Annotated in this window: 11 protein-coding genes; all 11 read left to right on the top strand. The window is 28.7% G+C overall.

Annotated elements, in window-relative coordinates:
* Nucleotide 1 precedes the first annotated feature (1 nt).
* The 11 genes from RBR53_08100 to RBR53_08050 all read left to right on the top strand — a co-directional run bounded on the left by RBR53_08100 (nt 2) and on the right by RBR53_08050 (nt 20,080).
* On the top strand, nt 2-4,513 hold the full coding sequence (locus RBR53_08100; GenBank protein ID MDY0132616.1) for an NERD domain-containing protein kinase family protein: 4,512 nt from the start codon (nt 2-4) through the stop codon (nt 4,511-4,513).
* Nucleotides 4,506-6,140: a hypothetical protein gene (locus RBR53_08095; GenBank protein MDY0132615.1), complete on the top strand. Its 1,635-nt coding sequence runs from the start codon at nt 4,506-4,508 to the stop codon at nt 6,138-6,140. The genes RBR53_08100 and RBR53_08095 overlap by 8 nt, the downstream gene beginning before the upstream one ends.
* On the top strand, nt 6,140-11,419 hold the full coding sequence (locus tag RBR53_08090; GenBank protein ID MDY0132614.1) for a type IV secretion system DNA-binding domain-containing protein: 5,280 nt from the start codon (nt 6,140-6,142) through the stop codon (nt 11,417-11,419). Before RBR53_08095 ends, RBR53_08090 begins: the two co-directional genes overlap by 1 nt.
* A complete protein-coding gene (locus RBR53_08085; GenBank protein MDY0132613.1) occupies nt 11,419-12,273 on the top strand; it encodes a DUF4007 family protein in 855 nt (284 codons plus the stop codon). Before RBR53_08090 ends, RBR53_08085 begins: the two co-directional genes overlap by 1 nt.
* 17 nt (nt 12,274-12,290) lie before the next feature.
* The gene (locus RBR53_08080; GenBank protein ID MDY0132612.1) at nt 12,291-16,592 is read left to right on the top strand and encodes a hypothetical protein; all 4,302 of its coding nucleotides are present in this window, start codon (nt 12,291-12,293) and stop codon (nt 16,590-16,592) included.
* Between the two features lie 337 nt (nt 16,593-16,929).
* A complete protein-coding gene (locus tag RBR53_08075; GenBank protein MDY0132611.1) occupies nt 16,930-17,223 on the top strand; it encodes a hypothetical protein in 294 nt (97 codons plus the stop codon).
* A 286-nt stretch (nt 17,224-17,509) separates the two neighbouring features.
* The gene (locus RBR53_08070) at nt 17,510-17,644 is read left to right on the top strand and encodes a hypothetical protein (protein ID MDY0132610.1); all 135 of its coding nucleotides are present in this window, start codon (nt 17,510-17,512) and stop codon (nt 17,642-17,644) included.
* 547 nt (nt 17,645-18,191) lie between these two features.
* On the top strand, nt 18,192-18,386 hold the full coding sequence (locus tag RBR53_08065; GenBank protein MDY0132609.1) for a hypothetical protein: 195 nt from the start codon (nt 18,192-18,194) through the stop codon (nt 18,384-18,386).
* 131 nt (nt 18,387-18,517) lie between these two features.
* The gene (locus RBR53_08060; GenBank protein ID MDY0132608.1) at nt 18,518-18,697 is read left to right on the top strand and encodes a hypothetical protein; all 180 of its coding nucleotides are present in this window, start codon (nt 18,518-18,520) and stop codon (nt 18,695-18,697) included.
* A gap of 457 nt (nt 18,698-19,154) precedes the next feature.
* Nucleotides 19,155-19,316 (top strand): hypothetical protein, encoded by a 162-nt coding sequence (locus RBR53_08055; GenBank protein ID MDY0132607.1) that lies wholly within the window; start codon nt 19,155-19,157, stop codon nt 19,314-19,316.
* Nucleotides 19,317-19,399: 83 nt separating this feature from the next.
* Nucleotides 19,400-20,080, top strand: coding sequence for an L-serine ammonia-lyase, iron-sulfur-dependent, subunit alpha (locus RBR53_08050; GenBank protein MDY0132606.1), 681 nt, complete (start codon nt 19,400-19,402; stop codon nt 20,078-20,080).
* Nucleotides 20,081-20,100 lie beyond the last annotated feature (20 nt).

Raw genomic sequence — 20,100 nt, 5'->3', positions numbered from 1 at the left:
AATGAGTTTACTTAAAAGTTTATGTGATCAGATTATAGAAAATATTAAAAAAATTAATGTTAATAAAAAAGGGCCAGATATCTCGCCACATAAATATTTTTTTTTATTAACTCTAGTAGAACTTTATAATATCAAAAACAATAGAGATAATAAATTTTATTTAAATAAAGAATTGGAAGATTTTTTTGTTAAAATTTGGCTTAAATTTATGCCTGAAACATCAGTTGATAAAATAGTTATAGAATATCCTTTTTTTTATCTGAAAAACTCTAATATTTGGAGTTTTAAAATTAATGAAGGGAAAGAAATTAAATATAAAAATTATTCTAAATCAGGTAAAAGATTAACCAAAAAAAAATTGCTGGAAACAGTAAAGTTCGCATATTTGGAAGATATTGTGCACAAAGGATTTTCTGATGATTTTTGCAGAGTTAGAATAAAGAATTATTTAGAAAAAAAAATAAAGGAAATAAGTAGCAGTGATTTTTTATATGATGCGAATAAACAGTTTTTAAACTCATCTTTATTCCCACATGAACAAAAAGCTTTAGATAAAATTGAGTTAATTATTAAACCTAAAAACTTAGGCTATGTCTCCACAAATATTAATATTTATAATTATCATTCTAATAGATATTTTGAAATTGATCTTTTAATTGTAGCCCCATATGGGCTTTATGTTGTTGAACTTAAGCATTGGAAAGGTAAGGTGGAAATCAAGCCCTACGATTGGGTTTTTAATGGGGGCTATAGAAAAGATGTTCATCAGCCAAACAGCTTTAAAGCTAAATTGATAAAAGGAGAATGCGAAAAAAAATTTCCTTATTTAAATCTTCCTTTTGTTGAATCAGTAGTTGTTTTTACTCATGATGAATGTGAAATTGAAGGAGCATCTGATCCAAAAACAACAAAAAGTCAGCCTAGTTTTAGAAATATAAAAGATTTTATCTCCTATTTAGAAAATCAGTCAGAAATAAATGGAAATATAATTGAAAAAGCTCAAGCAAAAAAAATATGCGATTACATTAATTCCTTAAATGAACCTAAAAAACCTGAATCAATTAAGTTTAATGGTTTAAAAATTGTTGAGAAAATTTATCAGGATGAAAATTATGAAGAATTAATTGCAAAAAGAGAAAATAGTAAAAACTTAAGAAAATTAAGAGTTATATACGACAAATCAAGGTTTAGAGATCCTGAGAGAACTTTAAAAACAGTAGAAGAAATAGGTGATCATCCTAATATTTTAAAAGTTACTGATATCCCAAATGATTATGGTTATCTTATTGAAAGCAGTGATTGGTCAAACCAAGGCGACTTACAGTCTTATATTGAAAAAAAAACACCTATTAAAACAAATAAAGCTCTTAAAATAACATATGGCATTTTGTCTGGTTTAAAAGCAGTTCATGATAAAGGCGTTGTTCATAGAAATTTATCGCCAGATAATATTCTTATAATAAATGATGATATACCAAAACTTATGAATTTTGATCTTTCCTATCAAATAGCTAGTTCTGAATTTACAGTTATCCCAGAGCCTTCTAAATTGAAAAAGAGTCCGTTTATAGCACCGGAAATATATGAAGGGGAATCAGCCGAAAGTTCAGATTTTTTTAGTGTTGGAGTTATCTTATATTATATGCTTACAAAAGAGTATCCCTTTAATTCATATAAAGATCTTAAGCTTAATAATGGGAATTTAAGTGATTCATGCATAAAAAAAATCAATTCACTTAATTTAGCAAAAGAAATAAAAAATCTTTTACTAAAACTATTAAAGTATGATTTTAATAAAAGGCCTCAAACTGTTGATGAAATAATTGAAATTTTGGAAAATTATAAAAACAAAACAATCAGTTTTGAAAACAAGTTATTAAAGCCAGATGAAAACCATGATCTTTATTGCATAGTTGAAAATTTAAAAAAAGAAAAAGGGGAAGCTCAGCTTTATAAATCAAAGGGAGCACTTGGTGAAGATTATTTGTTAAAAATTTTCAACTTTGACACTGATTTAAAAAAAATACAGAGTGAAAAAGATTTTTCAACATATGTTACCCATAATACCCTTGTAAAATGTGAAAATTTTTTTAAGTGGTCTGATAAACGTCCAGTATTGGCTTTTAAATGGATTGAAGGTTCAAATTTAAGAGAAATTATGAAATTCGGCCTTCCTGAACTAGATTTTTTTAAAAAAACTGCATTTTCTTTAATCAGCGGAATAGAAGCTCTCCATACTTACGAAGAATTTGAAATTTTACATAATGATATAAAACCTGAAAATATCATTATTACAAATGATAAACGGCCAAAAATTATAGATTTTGGTATTTCTTCAAGAAATAAAATTGATATATATTCAGGGACTGAAGGATATATAGCACCAGATTTAGTTATTGATTCGCAAAGGGAATATTGTGTTAGCGGAGATTTGTTTGCATTAGGAGTTACTTTGTTTGAATGGTTTTTTGGTATAAAGCCTTATAAAAATTTTGTAGTAGGAGAAAAAATAGCTGATATTGATTTTATAATTCCTAATTTGAACCCAAAATTAAAAATATGGTTTTTAAAGTCTGTTGATACAAAAGCTGAAAACAGATTTTTATCATGTTTTGAAATGAAAAATGAACTGACAAGTTGTTTTTCAAAAAATGAAATCCAGGTAAATAAAGTCGAACAACATACAAATGATACAAATATCATTGCAAAAGAAACCAATAATATAAATTTAGAAAAAATAAAAACTGATGACTTTGAAGATAAGTCTCCAAATCCTTTTGTAGCATATTTAAATACTTTAAATAATATAAACTCAAATAGTTCAAATATGCTTGCAGAAAGTCAGGCATGCAATGAGTATTTTAAATATATTCATGTAGAACATGATCTTAAAGCGATAATTAAAAAAGAACTTTTTGAAAATAAAAGGCATGTTATTTTAACAGGACATGCTGGAGATGGAAAAACAACAATAGCACTTGAACTTTTTAAAGATTTAAGAGGAATTCCTTTAGACGAGCATCTTTTTGAAGAAATGAAAAGAATTGAATATATAAAAGATAAAAATATTAAAATAATAAAGGATTTCAGTGAATGGAAAGCTGAGGACTGGGTTGAAATTTTAAATTCAGCTTCAGATAAAAATTCACCTAAAATGCTTTTAATTTCAAATACTGGAACTTTACTTAATGCCTTTAAATTTTTGAATAAAGAAAAAAACAATGATTGGTTATGTTATGAGAATAAACTGCTGGAATCATTCTCAAAATCTGAACCTTATACTTTTATTCATGATAATACTGAATATTGTGTAATAAATCTTGCTATGTATGACAACCTGCCTGTAGCAAAAAAAATTTTTGAAAAAACAATAAATTGTCCTTTATGGAAAAAATGTGAAGATTGTAATGACAATAAAAAATGTCCTGTTTTTAAAAATTATTCTTTAATTAAAAACAGCAGTTTAGCTGTAGAAAGAATTTTTTATATTTATCAGAGAATGTTTGAATATGGTTATAGATTTACCTTAAGGCAAATTGTAAGCCATTTGAGCTATATTATAACATCAGGAATGAATTATCTTGATATAGTGAATTATTCTTCCAAAAATCATGTTTTGATAAGTGAGTTGCTGTTTTTTAACAGATTTTTTGGTGACAATGGTGCTAAAGAAGATGAAAAAGCTCAGCAGATAAAGGTAATAAAATGCTTAAAAAATTCAGACATCGGCGAAGAAATTAATTCATTTTGGGATAGAAAACTCTGGGTTCGAGAAGATGAAATTAAATTTGACAGCGATTTTGACAAGGAATCTATTCAGTTTAATTATTTAAGATCAATTGGTAAATCAAATAACAAGAATGAACTTGAGCCTGTTTTTGCAAGAAAACAAATAAGAAGGATTTTATACTTTTTTTATCACTTCCCTGAATATACTAAAAACAAAGATGAAAACCCTTTTGTCTCAAACTTTTTAAAGTCCCCTATGCTTTTAAGTTTTTTAAAATGGAAAAAGAATAGAACATTAGAAAATATTGAAAAAGAAAGTTTAAAAAATAAAATTTTGCATGTTCTTCAGGAATTTTTTACAGGGAACAGGTTGCCTGAAAAAAAATCATTTACAGGAAATCTTTATATAACACTTTCAAGACAAACCAGAAATATAAGACAGTCCTCTCAAATTGTTCTTGCAGATTTTAGAGCCAAAGACTTTGATTTAGCAATAGAAAATGAAAAATTGTTTTTTAGGTTTAGTGAAAAAGAAGATATTTTGCTTAACCTTGAACTGCCTTTCTTAGATTATGTAATGAACAGGCATTATGGAGATATTGGACAGACACTTGATCTTGGATACAATGATAGGCTTGAAAGTTTTAAATCTCAGCTCATTTCACTGAAAAAAAATAAAAATCAAAAACAATTAATACTTCTTAATTTGAAAACAGATCATAATTTTAAAGAATATAAAATTCATTTTAATAAAGAAAAGCTGGAGGTAATAAATAATGCCTGAACCTTTCCCAAATATATTAAGTGATTCTAAAGAAGATAACAACCCTGCAATTTTACTTTTTGGCAGAAGATTTTTCAGTGATCAGACTATACCTGAATTATTAATTGAACTTTTACTTGTGTTTATTTCTAAAAAAAGAATTTCTGATACAGAAATAAAAAAAATGGAATTTCCTGATTTAGATTCTTTAAATGGCTGGCCTGAAAAATCTTATTTGGAATATTTGCCAAAACATAGATTAAACCTGAAATTGTTTTCTTTTTTAAGTGGCTCAAAGCTTGAAACAAGACATGAATCTCATATTGAACATTACCGTGAGCTTGAAAATAAAATTAAGGGAAGTTTAAATATATCTGGAGTTGAGTCTAAAGAAAAAGTTATTTTTCTTTTAAAAAATCTTTTTTTTGGGTTTCAAAATATTGGCGGCGATAGAACCTGGTGTGCTCAAAATTTTTTTCCAATTTCTTCACAATTGATAGCAGGTGAATCGATTTGGAGGTCAGTTGCATATAAAAAGGCTAAAGACAGCTCAACTTGGCACGATGCAAGCTACAAAAATTTTTTTGATCATAATCAAAAGCTCTTTTTAGCGAGAGGAGGAGAAGTCTTATTCCTCCAAATTTGCAATGCGTTACGACAGCCTTTAAATGAAGTAAATAACTGGCTTGAATCTTCAGGAATAAATTTTAATTCGGAAGAAAAAGATTTAGAAAAATTAATTAAAAACTTAAATTTATATTTAAAAGAATCAATCACAGATATTCCTGAAGCATTTGGAGATTTGGCAATATTTATTGATGAAAAAATTGATCCAGAAACTGATAAACAAACTTATGTAAAAAAAGAAAATGAAGGAAAAGGTTATTTTAAATCAGGGTGGTGTCCCAAGGAAACATGGAAAGAGGGGTTTTTGTTTTGCATAGAAATGTTAAGGCTCTGTCAAACAGAAATTGACATAATAGAAAGAATTTTGCTTTTGGAAACAGCTTGTGCGTTTCAGGTTTTAAGAACTTTATCTGCTCAAAGTTCAAGATATTATTCCTCTGATAAGTTTGATAAAAAATTTGCAAGTCCACTTGGTTATGTCTGGGCAGTTTCAGATATTGAGGGGAAAAATGAAAATCTAAAAAGAATTTCCAGGCGTTCTGCTGAAACAAACAGTTTGATAATTCAAAATGCAGTAAGAAATGAAAATATTTTAAATCAATTGAAACAAAAAAAAATTGAGCCAAAATTAAAAAATGCTGATGTTAAATATGGATATAAATATTTTGGGAAAATAGCAAGAAATATGGGTTTTATGGTTCCAAGACGTGGGACAGGAGCAAGATTTGTTTTAAATGATCATTTATTAAGATTTCTTGTTCTTACAATTGTAAGACCTGGAGAACGAATGACATATGATTCTTTTATAGATCAGGTGTTTTTAAAATATGGAATAGCAATTGGGAAAAAATATTTATCAAAAGCTATTCAATGGTGCAATTTGCATAAAATTGATTCTTTAGGCGATGATATTGACAGCTGGGTAATAGAAATGCTCAATGCTTCGGGAATGCTTGTTTCATTGTCTGATTCCTGCTCTATGATAGAAAATCCATTTAAATCAAAAAGGGTAGATAGCTGATGAATTTTTTTGTGAATACTGTAAGTAACTATATTTTTAAGCAGATAGAACATTTTAAAGACAGCAATGAGAAATTAATAATTACTCTTCCTTCTTACAATTATCAAATTATGGAAGCTTTGGGGGAAAGTCTTGACTCCAGGTTAATTGGTAAAAATGTTGAATTAATATATAAAATAGCCAGGCCGTTATGGGAAAACCAAAATATTTCTAAAGATAAAATAAAAAAAGCATTTGATAATAACTGGCTGGATAATGACGGAAATCTAACAAGATACAGAAATCAGGAATTTGATAGAAATAAATATGATAAATGTTTAATTATTTTGGGAGGTGTGGATCTTATTAATGATTCTGCAAGTCTTGCAGATTTTCATTCTTGTTCTTCAACTATAATCTGGAATTCTGAAGAGGGTTTAAACAGAAGTTTTTCAGCCTGGATAGAAATTTTGTTGGATGAAAATTCAATTGCCTATGAATTGGATACAATAAAAGAATTTGACAAAATTTTAAAAGCTCTTGTTGAAAGACTGCCAACAGATATTGTTCAGATAAGCTCTTTTTTAGAAGCAATTAATTTATCAGGAGTTCAAGATGGTAAGGATTTTTTACAAAGAGCTTTATCAAGTCTTGAGTTTTTTAATCTTCCTGATCTTTCAGGTTTTATTAATATTAAGAAAAAAAACATTGGCCCTTATATAGATTCTGCATCTTCTTTTGTATCCTATTCAATGTTTATTGATGAAACAAATAGAAAAAAATTCTGTAAAAAAATTAAAGACTATAAGGATGAAAAAGGTTTAGAAAATTTTTTATCTGATGAAAATAAAACAGGCTCATATTCATCTGATAATAAGTTTTTAGATGCTTTATACTCTTATGTAGAAAAAGATGATCAGTCTGTAAAAAAAGATTTGATTGCCTGCGATTTTATTACAATTAAAGACAAAATTTTAAAGTTTAAACCAGCTACAAAAAAATCAGACACTGCAACTAAAAAAGAAACAATAAAAAAACTGGACATGGATCCTCTTGAAAGTATTTTGTCTGGTATCTGGATAACTTTATCTAAATTTAAAAAAGATGCTGAAAAAAACAGTTTGATTGCAAAGGATCAGATAAAAGAAATAAAAATTAATTCTGAAATTTTTGAGCATGATTTTGAAGGTGGCAGTGCTTTAGACAGTGAAACAGAAGCCAAAAGTTTTTTAAAGGTTTTTTTAGGCGGATTAGATGTTTGGTTTAATGAACCTGAACGAATTTTTATAAAAAACGATAGCTTGGAAGATAATAAGGTTAAAATTGATTCAAACATTTTCAATGATAATATTCATTGCCAATATAAGGCTAACAAAGAGCCTAATTTGGTTTTTTCAGTTAAAATCAATTCCTTTGATGAAGAAATATTTGTTGAAAAAAAATATTTAATCAGGATCCCGGATATTTCTCCATATAAAATATCAAAGGAATTATTTGATAAAGTTTTTGATGATTTAAAACAAGCAAAAAACAGTGCTGTTTTACCTGTGTTTTTTGTGCCTTTTTATGATGAGTTAATGCTTTCAAAAGACAGTTTAGAAGCAAATCGTGTTTTAATGCAGGCAATAAGAAACAGTGAAAAAATTACAATTGATTTATTAAAACCTATTTCAGATGAACTTAAAAATGAGGATAGCAATTTTTCCAATTTTGTTAGAAAACTTGGTTTTGAATTTTGTGAGTTTGTACAAAATGTTTGCGAAAATGGTTTATATTATGCTGTTTCCAATAAATCATCCTGGTCAAGTTTACGGCAGACATTTATTGATTTGTTTGACTGTTTTCTTGATGAAAAAAACAATATAGATAATGATTTTGGCACAATATTACACAGGTTATTTTTTATAGTTAAAGAAAAACAGGAAAATCAGATAGAATCATGGGTTTGGGATAAATTTGAAAATTCTGCTGTTGCAACTATTTTGCATCCGTCAGTTTTAGAAATGTTTCAGGCAAAAATAATTTATTTATTTGAATGTTTTAATTATGAATCCAATAAAAATTTAAATTCACCTAAAAGAAACAGTTTCCAAATTAAGGCATGGGATTACTATCTTGATTTATCAACAATAAAAATGCCTTTATGCGGTTTAATTAAAAGTCAGGATGTTTTTGATTCTTCAGTAAGAGGTGAAGATCTGATTCATATATTAGGTTCAATAGATGGAACAGAGTCCTCATTATCTACAAGAATAATTCTTAAATATGATAATTTTGATGAGGATATTAAAGATTATGTATTATTTAAAGAAACAAGAGAATCAAAGCTTATATATAGAATTATTACTGATTTTTTAGAGCTTTATCCCCATGCAAACGATGGTTTAAATATTTCTGTATTTCAAAATTTAGATATTCAGCCTTTAATTGCTGCAATTGATAAGTTTATGAAAGAAAAAAGTAACAATATTTCTTTGAATTATAATTTAAATATCACAATTTTTTCTGAAACTGCAGATGATAGAGCTCTTTCAAACTGGATTGAAGAGTGGAGAGAGAGGTGGGAAGTATCTGAAGTAGAAGAAAGTCTGGCACATTATAGAAATTGTAATTTAAAATTATCGCACAGAATTGTGAAATCAGATAATAATTATGAACAATTCAAAAAAATTATAAATGAAAATTTTGATTGTGATATCATAATTCTATCAAATTTTATAGGCACATCAAATGAGAACAGATTTGAAGAAGTTGATAGTTTTGATGTAACATCAAGACCTTTGAAATATCCTATCCTTGAAAAAATATTTTGCTCTTCAACTGAAAAAAGAAACTCTGATACAAGAGAAAGAGTAATCAGCAACAGACAATTCACAATTTCAACAAAACATCTTGGAATTATGGCAAGTATGAAAAATATGAAAAAAACTTCATATATTGCTATTGGAAGCGGAGATTTTTCACCGTGGAATGAAGTTGTAAATGCTTTACACAAAAAAGCAGAATGGGTTGTATGTATAGATTCAAATATTGATGAAAGACTTCTTCAAGATGATCTTGAAAAAAATTCTCGAAAAATAATTGGTTTTGGTTCAGGCGTTGGCTCACATGGAGAAGCAAATTACACAATATCTACAGAGCAGTTTAAATTAACTGACTTAAAAAAAAAATTAAGAGCTTCAATTTCAAATATAATGTCTGGCTGGGAACATGATGATTATGAAAAAGCAGCTGAGTTTGCAATAAAGCAATCTGAAAATTTTTCTGGTTTATCCTTAATAAAATCAACAGGTTTAAGCCAGGAAATCAGAAATTTACTGGCCTATGCATATGCATGTAAAATTTATAATTTTTCAGAAAACATTTTATGCAGCAAATTTATTTCTTTAGATGCTTACAGGCATTGGTTTGAAGCAGCAGAGTCAAATATAAGGCCTGATATTTTGCTGTTAAATGCAGATATTAATGAATCTGGTTTGTTTTCAATTTCTGCAATGATTATTGAATGTAAATTTGCTGAAAATACAGATGGTTACTTAGATAAAGCCTTTGAACAAATTATAAACGGCCTTGATACTCTAATTCCTGCTTTTATGCCTTTTGTAAAAAATAATGAAAATAATTATTTATTACAAAGACCAGATGCAAGATATTGGTGGCTTCAGCTTCACAGACTTATTGCAAGTAAAACTCAGGTTAAAAAAAAGAAAAGAAAAAATGTTTTAGAAGCTTTTGAAAAATTAGCTGAAGGTGAGTTCGAAATATCATGGGGGGGTTCAATTCTTACTTGTTCATCAGGAAATAAAACTGATGTTATTTGCGAAAAGGAAAGCTGGAATTATTATTTTGAAGGAAAAACAATAAAAATTAGTGAAATTAATGCAGGAAGTTATGCATTAAGAAAATTATGTTTTGATAATAATATGAGCTTTGAGTTTAATTTTGATTTTACAAAATTTATCAGACAGGAATCAGAATCAGAGGAATTTGAATCTTATGGGAATGATGAAAAGCATGAACTCAATATTGAAGAAGAAAACATTCCTGATATTGAAAGTTCCGGAAAGTTGGAAAGAGTTCGAAGAGAAACTAATAAAAACATAGATTCATTAGTAAATTATAGAGAGTTTGAAGGAAAAAATAATTCTAATGTTTTTGAACCCAAAATACCAGAGCGAATATTTCTTGGTACTTCGGTAAATGGCAGCAGGGATGTGTATTGGGAGTATGGTAATGAAGATTTAAGTAATAGGCATATGCTTATTTTTGGCAGTTCGGGTATGGGTAAAACATATGCTATCCAATGTTTTTTAAATGAATTTGGGAAAAACAATCAAAATTCATTGGTTATAGATTATACAAATGGGTTTTTGCCAGAGCATTTAGAAAAAGAAACAAAAAAATTTTTAGAACCAAAACAGCATTATATAATGAAGGAACCTTTGCCAATTAGTCCTTTTAAAATTCATGCTCCCATTCTTGATGGTGAGGCTATGCCTGAAAAAATAGGTACAGCATCTAAAAGAATAACTTCAATTTTTGATTCTGTTTATAATTTTGGAGATCAGCAGTACAGTGTTTTACTTGATGCAATAAGTGATGGGATTTTAACATATGGAAATAGTTTTAATTTAGACAATCTTTTAGAAATTTTAAAGGATTATTTAGAAGATAAAATTAAGCAAAAAAATTCTGTATTAAGTTTAATAAGTAAAATAAAACCATTTATTCTTGACAATCCTTTTTCGTCTGAATTTTCTGGAATCAGCTGGGATCATTTGTTTGAAAAGAAAAACCAGCTATGTAATATTTTTCAGCTTGCCGGGATGGATCTTCATTCGTGGAAGCTTGTTACAGAATTTTTGCTATGGGATTTTTATGCATTTGTACGTGGTACAGGAAATAAAAATAATCCAAAAGTTATTGTGCTGGATGAAGTTCAAAATTTAAACCATCGTGAAGAATTCCCCCTTGCAAAATATTTAACTGAAGGAAGAAAATTTGGAATTTCTCTTATCTTGGCAACTCAAACTTTAAGCAATCTTTCTGCTGAAGAAAGAAGCAGGCTTTTTCAGGCTGGACATAAATTGTTTTTTAAACCTGCTGATACAGAGATTAGTGAATATTCTAAACTTTTGGAAAATGCCACAAGTGAGCCTGCAAAATTTTGGACTAGCAAATTATCGCAACTGAAAAAAGGAGAGTGTTATTCACTTGGGCCATCTTTAAATGATGATAACCAGCTAGTATCAAAAGTATTCAAAATATCTGTTACTTCTATGAAGCAAAGAGGATTTTAATGGTTAGTTCAAAAAATATAAACACAAGGCTTTCAAGAAATTTTCATAAAACTTTTGTGCCTGAAAGAACGCATATAAACGCAATGCTTAAATATGCTTCAATAGGTAAAAAAGGGAGTTTTGTTGAAATAGGGCAAGATACAGGGATACCAACAGGTAAATCCAGTGGTAAGGTAGTACCTACTCTTGATTATTGCAGAGGAATGGGTTTGATTGAACTTTCGGATGAATCAAAAAATAATTCTGTAAAACAACCTGTTTTAACAGATTTTGGAAGAGTTGTTTTATTTGAAGACCCTTTTTTAAAAGAAAATATTACTCAATGGATTTGCCATTTTAATTTATGCAGTCCAAATATTGGGGCTGATGTATGGTATCAGGTTTTTTTTAAAGGTTTTTTTACCCTTGGAATGTCTTTTAATAGAAAAATTCTTCTTAATTACCTTGAAAATATTTATGAGGTTCAAAACACATCAATTATTGGACCTTTAGTGAGAATGTATAATGATCCTGCATCTTTTTCAGCTTGTTCAGCATTAGTTGCAAGAGGCGAAAACTACGAGAGAAAATCTGCACCAGTAACAGATGAAAATATTTGGGGATATGGTGCATGGATTTTGAATTTAATTGAAATTTTTTATCCTGATAACAATCAAATTACTTTAACAGAACTAGAACGAGCTATTGGATGTAAAACCATACCAGGCTGGGATATCAGCGACTTTCATAAAATTTTGTTTTTTTTTGAGCAGAAAAAAATTTTAAATGTTGATCGTCATATGGAACCCTGGGTTATTCAACCGATAGAATCAAGCCAAAATTTATGGAAAAAAACTTATGATGATTTGATTTAATATAAAGGAGTTAGTTTATGTCTTTTAAATTATCTGATGTTGTAAGATTTAAAAATGAAAAAATTTTTGAAGGTGCAGTAAGTCTTGATTGGTTAATAAAAAATCCTGAACTTGCAAACAAAGCGGCTGTATCTTTTGTTTTTCATGGTCCTGATTATCATGGTGTTTTAAAAGACAGCGTAGGCTTTTCTGACGGTCACAGTCTTCAGGATACAGTTTCTTTTACTCACTCTATTGTTAAAAATTGTTCTGGCCTTTCTGATACTCCCTTTAATCTTGCAATTGCAGGATATGGAACAGGAAAATCTCATCTTGCAATTACCCTGGCTGAATTATTTGTAAATTTTGGAAGTGACTCATATAAATCTATTTTAGCATCTCTGATTCAGGCAGATGAATTTTTAGGTAAGGAAATAGAAAATTACTTAAAAAATATGATGAAACCTGCTCTTGTTTTATCTCTAAATGGTATGGAAAATTATGATTTAACTGCTGAAATAAGCAGGCAGGTAATGAATCAAGTCAAAAAATCAAATGCAGATCCAACCCCTTTGGAAACTTTAAGACCCCGTTTTAAAGAAGCAGTTAAAAGAGTTGAGTTGATGTCCCTTGATAAAGAACATTTAGACGAGATATTGGAAAGAACTCAGCTTTCAAATTATGATGCTGTTATTGAAGCTCTTCAAAATCAAAATGAAAAAATTTATGAAATTTTAGCAGAATTATTTGATAATAGCGGCCTTAAAATTTCAATTCATGGTGGTGAATCATTAAAAGATATCTTTGATGTTACTGCTCAAAATTATTGTGGTGAGGATTCAGATAAACCTTTTTCCAGTATACTTATCCTTTTTGATGAATTTGGAAGATATGCAGAATTTGCTACTTTATCAAGGCAAATTGCTGGAAGCGGCGTTTTGCAGCAATTATTTGAAGGAATACAAAGCAATGCTGAAAAAACAACCTTTGTTGGTTTTATTCAATTTGAATTAACCGCATATATTCAGAGAATAGCACCTGAGTTTAAAAATGATATTACAAGGGTTATTACAAGATATCAAAATTCTGCAAAATCATATTTAAGTACAAATCTTGAAACCCTTATTGCAAATTTGATTGAAAAGAAAACTAAAGATATTGATATCTGGTTTGATAATGATGAAAGTATTAATAAATCAAAACAGCTGATGTATCTTCTCAATGACTGGTTTCCTTTGTCAGCTAAACAGAGTTTATGGTCTAATGATGAAAAATTTCATGGTGTTATAAGAAAAGGATGCTGGCCTTTTTCTCCTTTTTCTATCTGGGTTTTATATTATCTGTCTGCTGCTGGTAAGCATTTGCAGGAAAGGTCTGCAATTTCACTTCTTTCTCAGACAATTGAAAAATTCAGTGAAATTGAATTAGATTCAAAAGGAATTTCTGTTGAATTAAATCCAGTTGATTTATGGTCTCAAAATTTACTTGATGAATTTATAAATTCCGAACAAAGCTCACAGCAGGGTACAATAGCTCATTCATATTCAACTGTAATTAATAAACATGCAAATAAACTAAAAATAGAACATACAAAAATTCTTCAATCCATTGTTTTAGCATCTAAAGTTGGCTTATCTGTTTCTGATAAAGAAAAAAACATTGAAGCTTTTTCATATCTATCTGGATTAGACATCAAAATTGTCAAACAAGTGCTTTTAGATCTGCATGAAGAGTATAATATTATTGAATGGGACAATAATTTTAAGGTTTATGATATCTTAGGGGACGCAGTTCCTAAAACACAATTTATTTCTTTTTTAAGGCAAAGGGTTTCAAGCAGTTTTGACCAAAGAGACAAGTCTGAACTTTTCATCACTAATATTACAAAATGGTGTCCTGATTTAATTCAGGAAATTACATGTGATTTTGCAGAATCAAATAATATTACAACTAAAGAATGGGGTTTTAAAGCTCTTACTGCAAATACTTCAAATATTGATATTAAGCTAAAATTAGAAGCTGATAATTGGATTAATTCTTTAGGTGTCGAAGATAAAAGAGGCTCCATAATTTATTATTATGTTAGCTCTGATGAAGATCTTGAAAAAATAAAGATTGAAAAAACTCGTTTAATTAGAAGTAATGCAAAAGAAATGGGACAAAAAAATTTACCAGTATTAATTGTTTTATTAAATGACAACAATGATGAAATTGGTAAAATAATGGCTGAACTTTCCGTATTATCAAATTCTATTACACCTGATGAGAAAGTAAAGTTTGGTCATTTAATTGGAGCGCATGAAGAAAAAAATAAAAATAAATTAAAAGACTTAATTGAAGCAGCTATCAAATCAAGAGAATATGTTACCGGATTTAAAGAAGAACTTAATTCTCGAAGAATTGGTCCTTTATGCACTGAAATTTTTACAAATATTTATCCAAAAGCTCTGTCTTTTAAGTTTGACGGCTTTGCTACTTTAAGAGGGGGAGCTGCAAAAACATGTCATGAATTGACTATGGAATTATTAGCAGGAAAAGTAACTTTTGATTATTGCTCAGCTAAAAGTACTACAGATAAAAATAGAATTTTACCTTTTTTAAAAAATTATTGGGACTGTTTTAGTAAAAGCAATGGTAAAATAATAATTCCTAAAAATAAAACTGCCGGAACTATAGTTCAAAATTGGAAAAACAAACTTGAGTCTGATGAAGAGCCTTTTATTGTATCTGATGAATTAATTTCAATTTGCAGACCGCCTTATGGAGCAAATATTGTTTCTGCCGGAGTTCTTTTAGGTGTTTTTTTATGTAATAGAACCGATAAAATTAGAATTATAAAAGAAAACGGGAGCCAGGTAGATATTTATCAGTGGATTCAAAATGAAAACGATTTGTTTTCAAACAAATGTCTTGACATGAATAAGCTTGGTAAAACAGAAATAATCAAGATTGGTGAAACTTCTTCTGAGTGGGAAGAACTTTTAGAGGAATGGGGAGAAGCTGAAAAACATCAGGAAAAAATTGATTTTTACAATAGAGCTTTTTTATTAGAAAAAAACATAAGTACTCCATCTATTTTAGTCTATCAATATAAAAGTTTAAAAGAAGATGCTAAAAAATCAAAAGAAATTATTGAAAAAATTAATAATGAAATAAATTATGCATGGGTTGAAATAGAAAAATCAATAAAGATAAATCAAATTGACAATGCTTGCTGGCAAGTTGGAATGCTTAAGGAACAACTTAATTCCATGATTTCAGATGGCATGTGGCTTGATACTGAAATAAAAAATGTTGAAATAGATGTTGGAAAAGGCAGACAGATAATTATTGAAAATTTTAATAGATGGATTTCGAGTCAAATACTTTTATCAGATGAGCCTGAAGATGTATCAAGATTTAACAACCATTTAGGCAGAAAATTATATGGAAGGCTGAAATTATTAGAATTAGATGACTTAGCTTTAAAATTAAGAGAACATGTTGAAGTGCAGTTAAAACACTCAAGAGACAATGCTGAAGCTAGGAGGTTGATTGATTCAGTAAATTCTTTTATGATTGAAAATTCAAAAATTTCAAATATTGCAAAAATAAATGACTTAAAAACCATCAGTGGTGCTGCTAAAGAATTTAATAAAAACCTCCAGTCTATAAGTAAAAAAGTTAAGCTTGAGAAGTTGGATAATATAAGGTCTGATTTGTCAGGTTTTATTAAAAAAATTAATCAAAGAGAAACTGAGCTTGCTGAAAAAGCAAATAATCTCTGGGATTCTCAGATAAATAACATTGATGATATTGATAACCTTGTAAATTTAGTTAATGAATGCATCACAATATATGAGGGCGTTGATAGTGATTTAGAGGATTTTTACTTAATGAACAAAGCTTTGGGTCTTTTAAAAAAATCTTATAATCAGCTTAATAATTTTGATCTGAAATGGGATAAATATACTGATTTAATCAGTGAAATTAAAAATAACATTGAAATAGAATATGGTGATAATGAACTTCCACCATGGGATTTTGAAAAAACTATTGATATTATATCAAATGTTATTTCTGAAAAAAGGAAAATTAAAGCAAAAGAATGGCTAGTTGATTATCTTGATAAAGAAGAAGAAATCTCAAAAATGAGTGTTGAAGAATCGAATCGTGTCTTAAAAGAACTTTCTGTGCCATCACCTCTTTTGTCGAAAGATGAATTAAAAGTTGTGGATCAAATTTCAAATAAAGCTGAACAAAGATGCAATGCTCTTGAATTAGAATGGTTAGTCCAGCGATTTAAAGAATTACCTGAAAAACTAAAATTTGTTTTTTTTGAAAGGATTGGAATTAAGTAATGTCTTTTATAAAATATGTGAAAATTAAAAGTTTTTATCATTAATTCGTTGAGAAAGCCTTTGATTTTAAAGAAGGAATTAATATTGTAGTTATTGATAATAATGGTGGTAAATTCAAATTATATAATACCTTTCTTTGGACAGTTTCTAATAAAATTTTTGATTCTGATTTAAGGATTTAGCAATTATTAGAACATAATAAAGATATTTCTAGATTAATTTCAGATAAAGCAAAGTTAGGGGATGTCATAGAAACAAGTTTAGAGCTTTGTTTTATGACTGATTTAGATAAGCCTAATTACGGGCCAACAGAATATAAAATAAAAAAAATATGAATTTGAAAAAGAATGCAAAAAACAAAGAAAAAGCTGAGATTCTTTCAAATTCGATTAATGATCTTAAATTGGTAATTGAAAAATCGACTAAAGAAGTTAAAAATTATAAAGAAGACGAAGAAGAAAAAAATAACAAATTAAATCTTCTTGAATCTAAATTGTTTGAATACAATAAACAAAATGAAAATTTGATAAAAAGGATTAAAGTTGAGCAAAAGCTAGAAGAGGTAACTAATAAAGTAAAAAACTTTGAAAAGTTCTATAATAACATTTCTTTACAAATAAATGGATTTTAGAAGGTTTTGATGAAAAAATAAATATTTTTAATGAGCTTAGAGATGATTATCAGCAATGTGTTCATGAAGAAAAAATAATTGATGATAGTTATGTAAAAAACATTTTGCCACAAGGAACCCCTGATATCAGTTCACTCAAACTCATGTTAGATAAAAATAAATGTTTAGTTTGTGGAAGAGATGTTAAAAAACTCACAGAAATACAATCATATAAGAAAATTTTACGATAATAATTTGAGTATTAAAAATAAAAAACAAAAGGTTTCAGTAATCAGGTCTTTTATTGATGATTTGTTTAAATGTTCATCCAAATATTCCTAAAGCTGAAACAATTAAAGAGTTAAAAGAAAAAAAAGCTGAAGAATATAAAAATATGAAAGTGAATGTAGAAGAATTTTCTGAACAATTTGAGAAAATATAAACAATATTTACCAATCATTGACAAGAGGTAATGAAATAAATCCAGGTGTTGTTTCCGTGTATGTTAATGATAATTATCATTTTTTTGTCTGAGTTGCTTAATAATAAAGGCGGATTGTTATCAGGGCAGGGTGCAGCTTTTTAAAGAATGACAATTTGCTATTGTTATGGGAATTTTAAAAATGGACAAACAAAGTTCTTACCCAATAATAGCTGATGCTCCAATTTCTGAAATGGGTGAAGTCTTAGTACATAACTTTTTTTATCAAATTTCAACTAGCTTTAAACAATCACTAGTTTTAGTAAAAGATCTCTATACTTAGGATGAAAAATACATTCTTTTGGAGAAGAGTTGATTACAGATCGATATTTAAATCCAAAAGTTTATCTGAATAGAGCCTTAGTTGAAAATCAGCGGGAAAGAGAAGCTGAAATTGTGCTGATTCATGAAGGAGAAAATTAATACTTGTTAATTTTATTTGGGATGAAGTTGAAAAAAAAGAAGTTTAGAATTTTAGCTTCATATAAAGGAAGCATTAAAAGATAAAATGTCTAATTATGGTAAATCTAAACAGTTGTATACAACTTTTGGTCCTTTTTATGAGGTGTATCTTTATGCCTTTACTTTAGGGTTCCATTCAGGGAAAAGAAATAAAATTGATGAAAATGAAAAATTAGAAACGTTTAATGTAGTAAAAGATTGGGCTAAGGATCATTTTGCGAATAAAAAAGATATTTTTTAAATTTTTTTAATGCTTTTATCTGGGCACAACAATTAATTAAGGGTTATATTTATTAGAGTTAGTTAATTAATGATTGGCTGGGAACAAAATTTCTTTTCTTCATTTATAGGAAGATAAATAAAACAAAATCAATGTCAGTAAAATTTTATAATGAAAATGCTAAAAAGTTTTCAGATTCAACTTTAAATGTTGATATGAGTTTAATTTATGATGTTTTTTTGCCTTATTTACCCAAAGGAAGTCATATCCTTGATGCAGGCTGTGTTCAGGAAGAGACATTAAATTTTTTCTTGAAAAAGGTTTTGATGTAACTGCAATTGATGGCAGTTTTAAAATATCTGAAATTGCTGAAAAAAGAATAGGGATTAAAGTTCATGCTTGCAAATTTGAAGAATTTGAAACTAAAATAAAATTTGACGGAATATGGGCATGTGCATCTCTTCTTCATGTTTCATCGGATAAACTCAAGCTTGCATTCAAAAACCTTTCAGCTTATCTGAAAAACAAGGGATATTTTTATTGTTCATTTAAATACGGTGAGAATGAAACTCAAAGGGGCGGAAGACATTTTACCAATTTAACAGAAAAAAAACTTAATTTATTTATTGAAAATACCGGACTTTTTCCTGAAAAAATTTGGATTACCAATGATGCAAGGCCGGAACGTAAAGATGAAAAATGGCTTAATGCTATTTTAGTTAAAAAAGAAAATGACTCTTAAGAAATTTACCATGGCAGTTCTCATTTATACCAGAATACGGAAACAAAATGGAAACAACAGACAAACGTTTCAAAGGCTATATTGAGATATTAAAAGAGGAGCTTCTTCCGGCAATGGGTTGTACCGAGCCTATTGCAATAGCTTATGCCGCTGCAAAGGTAAGAGCGATTCTTGGTGTTTTACCTGAAATTAAAGTCTGGCGAAGTTAAATCTTACTGATCGTTCTATTTTAAATGTCAGAGATATTATCGATTTTGCAGAAACTGTTGATCTTAAAGAGGTCAAAGATTTATTGGAAAGCCAGATAGAATATAACATGGCCATAGCAGAAGAGGGTATTAAGGGAAAATGGGGGGCCAATGTGGGTTCTACTATTTTAGATACCTGGGGTGATGATGTAAAAATCAGGGCAAAAGCCTTAGCTGCTTCAGCTTCTGATGCCAGAATGAGCGGCTGTTCTTTGCCAGTTATAATTGTTTCGGGAAGTGGTAATCAAGGAATAACAGCATCTGTGCCTGTAATAGTTTACGCAAGAGAAATGGGTGTCAGCCATGAAAAATTACTGCGTGCACTTCTTATTTCAAATTTGATTACAATTCATCAAAAAACAGGTATTGGACGTTTGTCTGCATATTGTGGTGTTGTTAATGCCGCAAGTGGTGCTGCTTCTGGTATCACCTGGCTTTATGGTGGTCATTTTGAAGAGATTGCCCACACAATTGTAAACAGTCTGGCAACAGTTTCCGGTATTGTTTGTGATGGTGCAAAACCTTCTTGTGCAGGAAAAATTGCAGTAGCAGTTGAAGCAAGTCTTTTAGGTTTTTACCTGTATCAAAATAAACAGCAATTTTATGGTGGTGATGGTATTGTAAGTAAAGGTGTAAAAAATACAATTAATAATATTGGACGTCTTGGACGTGAAGGGATGTCTGAAACTGATAAAGAAATTATTCGAATTATGATAGGGGATTAAAAAGATTTATTCCTATGTTT

The organism is Desulforegulaceae bacterium, assembly GCA_034006035.1.
Classification (GTDB): Bacteria; Desulfobacterota; Desulfobacteria; order Desulfobacterales; family JACKCP01; genus JACKCP01.
The sequence above is the reverse complement of the archived record's forward strand: the minus strand, read 5'-3'. Positions and strand labels throughout refer to the sequence as shown.

Bases quoted from the DNA above. Each gene is read 5' to 3' on its own strand.
- RBR53_08100 (MDY0132616.1), top strand. From the start codon at position 2: ATGAGTTTACTTAAAAGTTTATGTGATCAGATTATAGAAAATATTAAA.
- RBR53_08095 (MDY0132615.1), top strand. From the start codon at position 4,506: ATGCCTGAACCTTTCCCAAATATATTAAGTGATTCTAAAGAAGATAAC.
- RBR53_08090 (MDY0132614.1), top strand. From the start codon at position 6,140: ATGAATTTTTTTGTGAATACTGTAAGTAACTATATTTTTAAGCAGATA.
- RBR53_08085 (MDY0132613.1), top strand. From the start codon at position 11,419: ATGGTTAGTTCAAAAAATATAAACACAAGGCTTTCAAGAAATTTTCAT.
- RBR53_08080 (MDY0132612.1), top strand. From the start codon at position 12,291: ATGTCTTTTAAATTATCTGATGTTGTAAGATTTAAAAATGAAAAAATT.
- RBR53_08070 (MDY0132610.1), top strand. From the start codon at position 17,510: ATGATTTGTTTAAATGTTCATCCAAATATTCCTAAAGCTGAAACAATT.
- RBR53_08065 (MDY0132609.1), top strand. From the start codon at position 18,192: ATGTCTAATTATGGTAAATCTAAACAGTTGTATACAACTTTTGGTCCT.
- RBR53_08060 (MDY0132608.1), top strand. From the start codon at position 18,518: ATGTCAGTAAAATTTTATAATGAAAATGCTAAAAAGTTTTCAGATTCA.
- RBR53_08055 (MDY0132607.1), top strand. From the start codon at position 19,155: ATGGAAACAACAGACAAACGTTTCAAAGGCTATATTGAGATATTAAAA.